General features: G+C 73.8%; 11 protein-coding genes. 9 read left to right on the top strand and 2 right to left on the bottom strand.

The features are described from left to right. The first annotated feature begins 89 nt into the window (after window positions 1–89). The gene (locus IHE55_RS00185) at window positions 90–830 is read left to right on the top strand and encodes a 3-keto-5-aminohexanoate cleavage protein (RefSeq protein WP_197987144.1); all 741 of its coding nucleotides are present in this window, start codon (window positions 90–92) and stop codon (window positions 828–830) included. A gap of 103 nt (window positions 831–933) precedes the next feature. Here the strand turns inward: IHE55_RS00185 and IHE55_RS00180 are convergent, their stop codons facing one another. Beyond that, a complete protein-coding gene (locus IHE55_RS00180) occupies window positions 934–2,409 on the bottom strand; it encodes an aldehyde dehydrogenase family protein (protein WP_197987143.1) in 1,476 nt (491 codons plus the stop codon). 249 nt (window positions 2,410–2,658) lie between these two features. Between IHE55_RS00180 and IHE55_RS00175 the strand changes: the two genes are divergently transcribed. Then, on the top strand, window positions 2,659–4,299 hold the full coding sequence (locus IHE55_RS00175) for an IclR family transcriptional regulator domain-containing protein (protein WP_197987142.1): 1,641 nt from the start codon (window positions 2,659–2,661) through the stop codon (window positions 4,297–4,299). An 84-nt stretch (window positions 4,300–4,383) separates the two neighbouring features. Here IHE55_RS00175 and IHE55_RS00170 read toward each other — a convergent pair whose 3' ends face one another. Beyond that, entirely contained in the window at window positions 4,384–4,851 is a 468-nt protein-coding gene (locus tag IHE55_RS00170; RefSeq protein WP_197987141.1) for a MarR family winged helix-turn-helix transcriptional regulator, read from the bottom strand. A gap of 211 nt (window positions 4,852–5,062) precedes the next feature. Between IHE55_RS00170 and IHE55_RS00165 the strand changes: the two genes are divergently transcribed. The 7 genes from IHE55_RS00165 to pcaDC all read left to right on the top strand — a co-directional run bounded on the left by IHE55_RS00165 (window position 5,063) and on the right by pcaDC (window position 11,663). Continuing rightward, window positions 5,063–5,851: a CoA transferase subunit A gene (locus IHE55_RS00165; RefSeq protein ID WP_197987140.1), complete on the top strand. Its 789-nt coding sequence runs from the start codon at window positions 5,063–5,065 to the stop codon at window positions 5,849–5,851. Continuing rightward, window positions 5,851–6,504: a CoA transferase subunit B gene (locus tag IHE55_RS00160; protein ID WP_197987139.1), complete on the top strand. Its 654-nt coding sequence runs from the start codon at window positions 5,851–5,853 to the stop codon at window positions 6,502–6,504. Before IHE55_RS00165 ends, IHE55_RS00160 begins: the two co-directional genes overlap by 1 nt. A gap of 2 nt (window positions 6,505–6,506) precedes the next feature. Continuing rightward, the gene (locus tag IHE55_RS00155) at window positions 6,507–7,709 is read left to right on the top strand and encodes a thiolase family protein (RefSeq protein WP_197991674.1); all 1,203 of its coding nucleotides are present in this window, start codon (window positions 6,507–6,509) and stop codon (window positions 7,707–7,709) included. A 111-nt stretch (window positions 7,710–7,820) separates the two neighbouring features. Next, entirely contained in the window at window positions 7,821–8,588 is a 768-nt protein-coding gene (gene pcaH, locus IHE55_RS00150; RefSeq protein ID WP_197987138.1) for a protocatechuate 3,4-dioxygenase subunit beta, read from the top strand. 5 nt (window positions 8,589–8,593) lie between these two features. After that, the gene (gene pcaG / locus IHE55_RS00145) at window positions 8,594–9,157 is read left to right on the top strand and encodes a protocatechuate 3,4-dioxygenase subunit alpha (RefSeq protein ID WP_197987137.1); all 564 of its coding nucleotides are present in this window, start codon (window positions 8,594–8,596) and stop codon (window positions 9,155–9,157) included. After that, window positions 9,154–10,503: a 3-carboxy-cis,cis-muconate cycloisomerase gene (gene pcaB, locus IHE55_RS00140; protein ID WP_197987136.1), complete on the top strand. Its 1,350-nt coding sequence runs from the start codon at window positions 9,154–9,156 to the stop codon at window positions 10,501–10,503. The genes pcaG and pcaB overlap by 4 nt, the downstream gene beginning before the upstream one ends. Next, complete coding sequence (gene pcaDC / locus IHE55_RS00135; protein ID WP_372442593.1) at window positions 10,500–11,663, top strand: bifunctional 3-oxoadipate enol-lactonase/4-carboxymuconolactone decarboxylase PcaDC; 1,164 nt, start codon at window positions 10,500–10,502, stop codon at window positions 11,661–11,663. The genes pcaB and pcaDC overlap by 4 nt, the downstream gene beginning before the upstream one ends. Window positions 11,664–12,357 lie beyond the last annotated feature (694 nt).

Here is a 12,357-nt window from a genome sequence, read left to right as displayed (position 1 = left end):
GTGTGCACGGCTCACCGGTGCAGTGCCATCGTCCGCGAGGGCGACCGGAGCCCTCGTGCACCCCGGTCGCGACCTGCGAGGATGGCACCATGCTGCAGGTGTGCCTCAACGGCGCTCGACGCCGCCCCGAGTGTTCCTCCCTCCCGGTGACTCCCGACGAGCTGGCGGCGGCGGCCCGCGGGGCTGTCGCCGCCGGCGCCGAGGACATCCATCTGCACCCCAAGGACCGCGACGGCCGGGACACGCTGGAAGCCACCGCCGTCGCCGCCGCTGTCGACGCGGTACGGGCCGCGGTCCCGGGCATCCCCGTCGGGGTCACCACCGGTGCGTGGGCCACGGCGGACCCTCGGGCCCGTGCCGCGCAGGTCCGGTCCTGGACCGTGCTCCCCGACCACGCCTCCGTCAACTGGCACGAGGACGGCGCCACCGAGGTGGCCGCGGCCCTGCTGGACCGCGGGGTCGGTGTCGAAGCCGGCATCTACTCCGGTACTCCCGCGGCACAACGGTTCCTGGCCTGGCCCCGATCCGGCCAGGTCCTGCGCATCCTGGCCGAGATCACCGAGACCACTCCGCAGGATGCGCTCCGCGCCGCTGCCGGCCTGCTGGGCCAACTCGGGTCAGCCGCCGCGCCGATCCTCCTGCACGGCGAGGACTCCGCTGCCTGGGACGTCCTCCGCCTCGCGGCCTCCCGCGGCCTGGACACCCGCATCGGCCTGGAAGACGTACTCCACCTTCCCGACGGCACCCCCGCCCCGGACAACGCGACCCTGGTCCGGCTGGCCCGCCGGACCATCGAGGAAGCACGCGGGGCACGCCCCCGGAACTCTTAGTCACGGAGCCGGATTCCACCGCCGGCTCGCAGGTGGTACACCCCCGCGTCACCGGTGGGACGATCACCATGGCGCCTCGCCCGGTGACACCCGGCGCGCCGGATCAGAACGGGTAGGCGGCGTGGCCGTGTGCCTGGACGGTGACCCAGCGGGTCTCGGTGAAGGCGTCGATACCCGCCTGGCCGCCGAAGCGGCCGTAGCCGGAGTCCTTGACGCCCCCGAAGGGGGCTTGCGGCTCGTCGGCGACGGTCTGGTCGTTGACGTGGACGATGCCGGTGCGCAGACGGCGGGCCACCCCTATGCCGGCGGCGAGGTCCTCGGTGATCACACCGGCGGTCAGGCCGTAGGGGGTGTCGTTGGCCAGGTCGACGGCCTCATCGACCGAGTCGACGACGTGGATGACGGTCGCCGGGCCGAAGATCTCCCCGCCGTGGATGTCCATCTCCCGGGTGACGCCGGTCAGGACGACCGGGGCCAGCAGCGCCCCGGCGTCGCCCTCGACCCGGCCGGTGCCGGCCAGGAGCTGCGCCCCCTTGGCCGTGGCGTCCTGGATCAGGGCGGAGACGCGCCGGGCCGCGCGGGCGCTGACGACCGGTCCGACGACGGTCGCCGGATCCGACGGGTCGCCGTACGGCAGGGTCTTGATCTTCGCGGCGAACTTGGCGGTGAACTCCTCGGCACGGGCGCGGTGGACGATGACGCGGTCGGTGGACATGCAGATCTGGCCGGAGTTCATGAAGGAGCCGAAGGCGGCGGCGTCCACCGCGTGGTCCACATCGGCGTCGGCGAGCACCACCAGGGCGTTCTTCCCGCCGAGTTCCAGGACGGCGGGCTTGAGGTGTTCGGCCGACAGTACGCCGACGCGGCGGCCGACGGCGGTGGAGCCGGTGAAGTTGACCAGCCGGACGCGAGGATCGGCGATCAGAGCGGCGACGACCTCGGCGGCGTCGGCGAGGTCGTTGGTGACGACGTTGAGGACGCCGGCGGGCAGTCCCGCATCGTGCAGGAGGTCGGCGAGGAAGAGGCCGCAGGCGAGCGGGGCGTCCTCGCTGGGCTTGAGCACGACGGTGTTGCCCATGGCCAGCGGCATGGCCAGGGCGCGGATGCCGAGGATCAAGGGGGCGTTCCAGGGGGCGATCGCCGCGACCACGCCGATCGGGACCCGTATCTGCATCGAGTACGCGCCCGGCGCGTCGGTGGCGAGGAGCTGTCCGGTCGGCTGGGTGACCGCGGCGGCGGCCTCCCGCAGGATCCCGGCGGCGAGCGCGGCGTTGAAGCCCGCCCAGGGGGCGGCGCCGCCCACCTCGCGGGCCATCAGCGCGACGGCCTCGGGGGTGCGGGTCTCCATCAGGTTGGCGGCGCGCAGGAAGATCGCGCGCCGGCGGGAGGGGGCCAGGGCCGCCCAGTCGCCGAGGGCCGCCTCCGCGGCGTCGATCGCGCGGGTGACGTCCTGCGGGGTGCCCGCGGCCACCCGGGCGCAGGGGGCGCCGGTCCAGGGGTCGATGTCGGGGGTGGTGCGACCGGAGGAGGCGGGGACCTCCCGGCCGCCGATGATCAGTCCGCGCGTGACGGTGGTCATGGGGAAGCTCCTGAGGGTTCTGACGGACGGCGGGGCAGGTCGGCCGGGCCGGGCGGCGGGGTGGGGGCACCGGCCGGGCAGGAGCCGCGGCCCCAGGGCGACCAGGATCACCAGCGGTGTTCGCCCAGCGAAACTTAGTTCGCTGCACTTCTCGGTTGAGTGTGGGTCACTGCGGTCGCGACCGTCAATGGCCGCCCGGGTATCTTTCGGATACGTCGTGGTCAGGGCACGGAGCGAAGGGGGACGGAGATGCCGGGAGAGGCCGTCGGCCCTCTGGAACGCGGCCTTGCCGTTCTCCGCGCCATGGCGGTGAACCCGTCCCCCCGGATGCGGCGCAGCGACCTCACCGCGGCCACCGGCCTGCTCCGCTCACCCGTCGACCGGATCATCGCCACCCTGCTGCGGCTCGGCCACGTCCGGGAGGACGGACGGGACGTCCTGCTCGCCCCGCGCGTGATGGAACTGGGCAACGCCTACCTCGCCTCCTGCGGCCTCGTGGAAGCCCTTAAGCCGTACGTCGTGGAGCTCGCCGACGGACTCGACGAATCCGTCTCCCTGGCCGTACCGGACCGCGACGGCGCCCGGCTGATCACTCAGGCGGTCCGGCGCCGCGCGATGTACCTGGCCTTCCACATCGGTGACCTGCTGCCCGCCGAGCGCAGCGCCGCCGGGGTGGTCCTGGCCGGCACGTGGGACGAAGCGCAGTACGGGACCTGGCGCGCCCGCCGGCGCGCGGACCCCCTGGACGCGGGCTTCCGCGCCGTGCCCGCCCGCGACGAGGCACCGGCGGAGGACGAGCTGGAACGCGAGTTGCGCTCCCGGGCGGCCGCGGCCCGCCGCGACGGCTGGGCCCTGGACGACGAGTGGGTCGGGCCGGGCCTGCTGGCCGTCGCCGCGCCCGTCAGGGACCCGGCCGGCCGGCCCGTGGCGGCGGTCAGCGTGCTCACCCACACCAGCCGGCACTCCGCCGCCGACTTCCCAGGACACGTCATGCCCCGGCTCCGGGCAGCCGTCGACCGGATGGAGACCGCCGTCCACCACGCGCCGCGGCCCACCGGGCGCCCCACGCCCACCGCCGGGGACCTCAGCCGGTCCAAGGACGAACTGGGCATGGAATTCCTGGAGTCCCTGGCGCGGGGCCTTGCCGTGCTGTCCGCCTTCCGCAGCGCCAGGGGCGGGCTGACCATCGCTGCCGCGGCCGCGGCGACCGGGCTGTCCCGGGCCACCGCACGGCGCGCCCTGCTCACCCTGCACCACCTCGGGTACGCGGAAAGCCGAGGGCCGACGTACCACCTGCTGCCGCGGGTCCTGGACCTCGGCTTCGCCCGGCTGTCCTCCCTCACCCTCACGGACGTCGTCCGCCCGCACCTGACCGAGCTGGCCGCGCTGCTCGACGAGTCCGCCTCGGTCGCCGTGCTCGATGGCGACGACATCCGCTACCTGGCGCGGGCCGCGACCTCCCGCGTCCTCCGCATCGACATCGCCCCGGGCACCCGGCTGCCCGCCTACCCGACCTCCATGGGACGCGTCCTGCTCGCGGCTCTGCCCCCCGCCGATCTGGCCGCCCGCATCGCCCGGGCCGAGCGGCGGCCGCTCACCCCCCGCACCCTCACCTCACCGCGCGATCTGGCCGTGGCGGTCGGGGCGGCGGCCAGGGACGGCTACGCCCTGGTCGACCAGGAACTGCAGGAGGGGCTGCGTTCCCTGGCCGTACCCCTGCGCGACGGGCAGGGGCGGGTGGTGGCTGCCCTCAACGTCGCCGTGCACGCTGGCGGCAGCACACCGCGGCAGACCGTCGAAAAGGTGCTGCCGGCACTGCGCGACACCGCCGCCCGCGTCGAGGCCGAGCTCGCGACGGCCTTCGCGTACGTGCCGCTCACGGCGGGGTAGGCCGGACGGGCGCGGACGGCCCCGCGGGTCCCGGCGCCGCCGTGTGCGGTCCGCCGGCCCGCCCCCGGGGCCGGTCGGCGGCGTTCACGACGGTCCCGCGGGCGCGCGCTCCTCCGGGCTGCGAAGCCCCTCCGCCGCGTCCGAGACGCGGCGCATCAGATCCAAGAAGACGGCTCGTTCCCCGGGGGACAGGGGCGCGAGGAAGACCTGGTTCATCCGCGCCGTGCGCACCGTGAGCCTGCGGTGGGTCCGGACCCCCTCGTCGGTGAGCCGCAGCAGGAACCGGCGGCCGTCGCCGGGATCGCGAACCTTGTCCAGCAGGCCGCGGCGGCCGAGCCGGCTGACGACCTCGGCGATGGTCGAGCGGTCGAGCCCCACCCGCTCGCCGACGGTCCGCTGGTCGAGCCCGGGCTCGGCCGTGAGCGCGTTGAGCACGCCGAACTGCGGAGAGGTGATCTCCTCGGAAACCATCGTCGTCCACAGCAGGTGATGTGCCTGCTGCAGCCGCCGGGCCAGGTGCCCGGGGTGGGTGGTCAGGTCGACCGCGGCCATCGCGCTCCTCCCCTTCACTTTCGTTCGCCCACTGAGGATAGTCCGTCGCCCCGCGCGCCGCATCGATCCCACGACCGAGACCTGGGCCCGGCCTTTTCCGGCATCCATTGACGACCGGCCCATCGGCTGTCAGCATGAGCGAGCTCGGTCGAATCGTCAGTGCACTGACTAACCGGGGGGTCGGCCCCTCGGGGGAGCGGAGGCTTCTCGCATGGACAAGGTGGTCGCCACCGCCGCCGAGGCGGTGGCCGATACCCGGGACGGGGCGACGCTCGCAGTGGGCGGCTTCGGCCTGAGCGGCGTGCCCAACGTCCTGATCAAGGCGCTGTACGACCTGGGGGTCAAGGACCTCGGGGTGGTGTCCAACAACTGCGGTGCGATGGGCTCCGGGCTGGCGATCCTGCTGTCCGCCGGCCGCATCTCCCGGGTCACCGGGTCCTACATCGGCGCGAACAAGGAATTCGCCCGCCAGTACCTGGGGGGCGAACTGGAGGTCGAGATGATCCCGCAGGGCACGCTCGCCGAGCGACTGCGGGCCGGCGGGTGCGGGATACCGGCCTTCTACACCCCCGCGGGGGTCGGCACCCAGGTCGCCGACGGCGGGCTGCCGTGGCGCTACGACGGCCGGGGCGGCGTCGCGGTGGCGTCACCGCCCAAGGAGGTACGCACCTTCGACGGCACCGACCATGTCCTCGAACACGGCATCCGCACCGACTTCGCGCTGGTGCGCGCGGCCAGGGGGGACCGGCACGGAAACCTGGTCTTCAACAAGTCGAGCCGGAACTTCAACCCGCTGGCCGCGATGGCCGGGAGAGTGACGATCGCCGAGGTGGAGGAGCTGGTGGAACCGGGCGGGATCGACCCGGACGAGGTGCACCTGCCCGGCATCTTCGTGCAGCGCGTGGTCGCGCTCACGCCCGAGCAGGCGGCGGACAAGGGAATCGAGCGGCGCACGGTCTCCGTGCCCTCGGCACAGGACACCGGGGCGGGGCGCGGCTGATGGCCTGGACACGTGAGCAGATGGCGGCGCGCGCGGCGCGCGAGCTAGCGGACGGACAGTACGTCAATCTCGGCATCGGGCTGCCGACGCTCATTCCCAATCACCTCCCCGACGGTGTCGAAGTGGTGCTGGAGTCGGAGAACGGCATCCTCGGTGTAGGGCCCTACCCGGCCGAGGACGAGGTCGATCCCGACCTGATCAACGCCGGCAAGGAGACCGTCACCGTGGTCCCCGGCGCCTCCTGCTTCGACTCCGCCCTCTCCTTCGGGATGATCCGCGGCGGGCACATCGACGTCGCCGTGCTCGGCGCCATGCAGGTGTCCGCACGGGGCGACCTCGCCAACTGGGCCGTCCCCGGCAAGATGATCACCGGGATCGGCGGGGCCATGGACCTGGTGCACGGCGCCCGGACGGTCGTCGTCGTCATGACCCACACGGCCAAGGACGGCTCCGCGAAGATCGTGGAGGAGTGCTCACTGCCCCTCACCGGCAGGGCCTGCGTCAACCGGATCATCACCGACCTCGGCGTGCTGGACGTCACCGGCAACGGCCTGGAACTGGTCGAGACCGCCCCCGGTGTGTGCGCCCGGGAGGTCCTGGACAGCACGGCCGCGAACATCCGTATCGCTCTCACCTCGGAGACCGCACCATGAGCCTGCGCGACGTCTACGTCGTGGACGCCGTCCGGACCCCGGTCGGCAAGTACAACGGCGGCCTCGCGGGCGTGCGCCCCGACGACCTGGCCGCCCACACCATCCGCGAACTCCTCGCCCGCACACCGCAGCTGGACCCCTCCCGCATCGGCGACGTCTACTTCGGCAACGCCAACGGAGCGGGCGAGGAGAACCGCAACGTCGGCCGGATGGCCGGTCTGCTCGCGGGCCTGCCGGCCTCCGTACCGGGGGTCACCGTCAACCGGCTGTGCGCCTCCGGCCTCGAAGCGGTCATCCAGGCCGCGCGGGCCATCGCACTCGGCGACGCCTCCATCGCCCTGGCCGGCGGGGTCGAGTCGATGACCCGCGCCCCCTACGTCCTGCCCAAGAGCGACCGGCCGTTCCCCGTCGGCCACACCGAGCTGTTCTCCACCACGCTGGGCTGGCGCATGGTCAACCCGCGCATGCCCCCGCAGTGGACCGTGCCGCTCGGCGAGTCGGCCGAACTGATCGCCGACAAGCACGGCATCACCCGCGAACAGCAGGACGCGCTGGCACTCGCATCCCACCGCAAGGCGTCGGCCGCGTGGCGGAACGGGCTGTTCGACGCCGAGGTGGTGCCGGTTCCGGTCCCGCGGCGCACCGGGGACCCCGTCCTCCTCGATCGCGACGAATCCGTGCGGGAGAACGCCTCGCAGGAGGCGATGGCCCAGCTTCAACCGTCCTTCCGCGCGGAAGGCGGCACGGTCACGGCCGGCAACGCGTCCCCGCTCAACGACGGCGCCGCAGCCCTGCTCCTCACCGACGAGCAGGGCCTGCGGGCCACCGGACGCGAACCGCTGGCCCGCATCGCGGCCACCGGCGTGGCCGCGGTCGAGCCGCACTACTTCGGCCTCGGCCCCGTCGAAGCCGTCCACCGCGCCCTCGCCAGGGCGGGCAGGACCTTCGGCGACCTGACGACACTGGAGCTCAACGAGGCGTTCGCCGCCCAGGTCCTCGGCTGCGTCGCCGAATGGCCCGAGTTCGACCCGGCCATCCTCAACCCCCGCGGCGGCGCCATCGCCCTCGGCCACCCGCTGGGCGCCTCCGGCGCCCGTCTCGCCGGCACCGTGGCCCATCAGCTCGCCCGCCAGGGCTCCGGCACCGGCGTCGCCACCCTCTGCATCGGTGTCGGCCAAGGCCTCGCCCTCGTCCTCGAACGCTGAGGCGCCCACGAGACACCGGCCCCCGCGCACCCCGCGCCTCATCCGCGCACCTCGCGCACCCTGGACCCGCGTACCGGCGTACCGACGTACCACGAACCCCCGGGACATCCCATGACTCCCTCCCAGTCGGACATCGACACCGAGATCGACCAGCTCCAGAGCGCCTACGACGCGGCGCTGGCGGCAGGTGCCCCCGCCCGCCACCACCCGCCGCGCGACTACCCGCCCTACCGCAGCTCCCTGCTGCGCCACCCCGAGCAGCCGCTCGTCGCCGTGAGCGGGGACCCGGAGGCGGTCGAGCTGTCCGGTCCGGTGTTCGGCCCGACCGATGTCACCGAGACCGACAACGACCTCACCGCCCAGCACCGGGGCGAACCGCTCGGGGAGCGCATCACCGTGTCGGGGCGCCTGCTCGACCGCGACGGCCGCCGGGTGCGCGGCCAGCTCATAGAGGTGTGGCAGGCCAACGCCTCCGGCCGGTACGCGCACCTGCGCGACCGGCACCCGGCGCCGCTCGACCCCAACTTCACCGGCGTCGGCCGCACGCTGACCGACGACGAAGGCCGGTACACCTTCACCACGATCAAGCCGGGCGCCTACCCGTGGCGCAACCATGCCAACGCGTGGCGGCCCGCCCACATCCACTTCTCCGTCTTCGGCACCGCGTTCACGCAGCGGCTGGTGACACAGATGTACTTCCCGAACGACCCGCTGTTCCCCCACGACCCGATCCTGCGCTCGGTCACCGACCGGGCCGCCCGGGAGCGCCTCGTCGCCACCTACCGCCACGAGCTGTCCCGGCCGGAGTTCTCCCTGGGCTACGAGTGGGACATCGTCCTCGACGGCCCCTCCGCCACCTGGACCGAGGAAGGCCGCTGAACGACATGACCGAAACGATCCTCCCCACACCGTCCCACACCGTCGGCCCCTTCTACGGATACGCGCTCCCCTTCCCCGAGGGCGAGCAGATCGCCCCGAAGGGCCACCCCGACACGACCGTCCTGCACGGACACGTGCTCGACGGCGAGGGCAACCCGGTGCCCGACGCCCTCCTGGAGTTCTGGCAGGCGGCCCCGGACCGCTCCCTCGCCGGTGCTCCCGGCTCGCTCCGCCGCAACCCGGTGACCGGCGGCTTCCTCGGCCGCGACGGCACCGCCTTCACCGGCTTCGGCCGGGTCGCCACGGACGCCGACGGCCACTACGCCCTCCACACCCTGATGCCCGGCAGCACCGGCGTGCCGTACATCAGCGTGTGCCTGTTCGCGCGCGGCCTGCTGCACCACCTCTTCACACGCGCCTACCTCGCGGACGGCGCCGACCCGCTGCTCGACTCGGTGCCGCAGGAGCGCCGGGCCACACTGATCGCGCGCCCCGGTGAGAACCGCACCCACCGCTTCGACATCCGCCTCCAGGGCGAAGGCGAGACGGTGTTCCTGGAGTTCCGGTGACCGCCCCCGACATCGACGCCGGACTCCTCGCCCCCGGCCGGGCAGGAACCCCCGCCGAGTCCGCCACCGCCGACACCGCCTTCCTGCGGGCGATGCTCGACGCCGAGGCGGCCCTCACCCGCGCCCAGGCGACGCTCGGCCACGCCCCGGCCGAGGCCGCCCGGGCCGTCACGGACGCGGCCGGCTCGCTCCGCCCCGACGTCACCGCCGTCGCGCACCGCGCCCGGGACGGCGGCAACCCCGTCATCCCCCTGATCGCCGACCTGACCGCGGCACTGCCCGACGAGTTCGCCCCGTATGTGCACCGGGGGGCGACCAGCCAGGACATCATGGACACCGCCACCATGCTGGTCGCGGCCCGCACCGCGGACCTGACCCTGGACGACCTGCGCCGCACCGAGCGGGCACTGTCCCGCCTGGCCGCGGAGCACCGGGACACGGCGATGCCCGGACGCACCCTGACCCAGCACGCGGTACCGACGACCTTCGGCCTCAAGGCCGCCGGCTGGCGCTCGCTGACCCTCGACGCACGGGACCGGCTGCGCGCGGTACGCGCCTCACTCCCCGTACAGCTCGGCGGAGCCGCCGGCACGATGGCGGCCTTCGGCGGCCACGGCGGCCGGCAGACCCCGGACCCGGCGGAACGGCTCACCACCGCCTACGCCCGCGAGACCGGACTCACGGCACCGGACCTGCCCTGGCACACCCTCCGGACGCCCGTCGCCGACCTCGCGGGCGCCCTCGCGTTCACCGCGGGGGCCCTCGGCAAGATGGCGTCCGACGTCCTCACCCTCTCCCGCACCGAGATCGCCGAACTGTCCGAGGGCGCCGGCGGAGGCTCCTCCGCCATGCCCCACAAGCGGAACCCGGTGCGCGCCACGCTCATCGCCGCGGCCGCACGCCGCGCCCCGGGCCTCGCCGCCACCCTGTACGCCTCGATGGCCGCCGAGGACGAACGCCCCGCCGGGGCCTGGCACGCGGAGTGGGAGACGCTGCGCGACCTGCTGCGTCTGGTCGGCGGGGCCGCCCACCGCGCCGCCGAACTGACCGAGGGCCTGCGGGTCCACCCGGACACCATGCGCGAACACCTGGAGTCGACCGCCGGCCTGATCGTCTCGGAGCGGCTGGCCGCCGCGCTCGCCCCGGCCCTGGGCCGCGCCCGGGCCGCGGCACTCCTCACCGAACTCGCCGCGCGCACCCGGACCGAGGGCAGGTCCCTCGCCGCGCTCCTGGCCGAGCAGCCCGAACTCCACGGCCTGCGCCTCGACATCGACGACCTCACCGACCCGACGCGATACACCGGCTCGGCCGGCGCCCTCACCGACCGTGCCCTGGAGCGACAGTGACCAGCAAGCCGAGCACCGCCCCGAGCACCGGCCACGACCCGGGGCTGCTGTACCACCGCGCCGAGGGCCCGGCCACCGCTCCTCCACTCCTCCTGGGCCCGTCACTGGGCACCTCCACCGCCCTGTGGGACGCCGTCGCGCCCGAACTGTCCGTCACGCACCGGGTCATCCGCTGGGACCTCCCCGGCCACGGCGGCTCCCCCGCCGACCTGATCGGGCCGGGCGCGACCGTCGGCGAGCTGGCCGACCTGGTGCTCGCGCTCGCCGACTCGCTCGGCATCACCAAGTTCGCCTACGCCGGGGTCTCCCTCGGCGGAGCCGTCGGTCTGCACCTCGCCGCGCACCACCCGGAACGGGTGGACCGTCTCGCCGTCATCTGCTCGTCCGCGCACTTCGGCGGCTCCGCCCTGTGGGAGGAGCGGGCCGCGCGGGTGCGCCGCGAGGGTTTGGCAGCACTCGCCGACACCGCGGAATCCCGATGGTTCACGCCCGGCTTCTCCGCGCCCCGGCTGGTGGCCGACCACCGGGCCGCCGACCCGGCCGCGTACGCGGCGTGCTGTGACGCGCTGGCCGCGTTCGACCTCCGGGACGAGCTGCCCTCCATCACCGCCCCCACGGTGCTCCTCGCGGGACGCGAGGACCCCGCGACACCGCCCGCACACCTGCGGGAGATCGCCGACGCGGTGCCCGGCGCCTCACTCACCGAGATTCCGGGCGCCTCCCACCTCGCACCGTGCGAGCGGCCCGAGGCTGTACTCGCCGCGCTCCGCACCCACTGGTCGGGGGCCCCGAAGCGGGGGATGACGGTGCGCCGCCAGATACTCGGGGACGCGCACGTGGACCGCGCGCAGGAGCGGCAGACCGCCTTCACCGCCCCGTTCCAGGACCTCATCTCCCGCTACGCGTGGGGCGAGATCTGGACCGATGACACGCTCTCCCGCCGCGAGCGCAGCCTGATCACCATGACGGCGCTGGTGGCGCACGGCCATGACGGAGAACTGGCCATGCACATCCGGGCGGCGCGACGCAACGGCCTGACACCGCAGGAGATCGGCGCGGTGCTGCTGCAGACCGCGATCTACTGCGGCGTGCCGGCGGCCAACTCTGCGTTCGCGGTCGCCCAGCGGGTGCTGGCGCAGGACGCGGGCGGGGCGGATTGAGCTCGCCCGGCGCCGCCCGGCAGCCGGGTGTGGCCCGAACCGGCGGCGGCCGGGGCGGGTGACTGCGGCTGACCCCGCGCGACGGCGCCCGCAGGGCGAAGGAGACGCGTCGCGAGCTGTCCGTTACCCATGCGTACCACCTGAATCAGGCCGCACGCCCCCTCCCCGCCCAAATCCGGCACTCCGTACGGCCTGACCAGGGCAGGCAGGCGCACCGGCGCCGGGCCCGGCCACGGGCCCGCCGGCCGGCACAGCAGCCCGCGGCGGCCCGCGAAGATCGACGGACGGCACCGCAGAGGAAGGTCGAACACGTTCGGGAACGTATCGCATTCCCGGAAATCGCTGGCCAGCGCGTCACATCCGTCGGCATTCATTTTCCTTGGCGAACGCCCGCGGAGGATCTTTCAAGAGATCCCGTCCGCAGTCGTACGAATGACGTGAGAGCTGGCCGATATGGAGCGTCCATGTTTGCGCTCCCGCACCACGGGAGCAGTAGTCTCCCGCAAGGAACGGTGCCGACGGTGCTCTGGTGAACCGGGCCGCTACGAGGCTGAGTTGAACATGCCTGCGGGTCCGTGTCGGGCGGGGGAAAGGACGACAGGCCCATCACAACCGTCGGAAGTGAATTCTCCAGTTCCGCATCCTGACATGACACCTTCGGGAGGCCGCGTGCCCTCCCGGATTTCCAACGGGG

The organism is Streptomyces pactum, assembly GCF_016031615.1.
Classification (GTDB): Bacteria; Actinomycetota; Actinomycetes; order Streptomycetales; family Streptomycetaceae; genus Streptomyces; species Streptomyces pactus.
The sequence above is the reverse complement of the archived record's forward strand: the minus strand, read 5'-3'. Positions and strand labels throughout refer to the sequence as shown.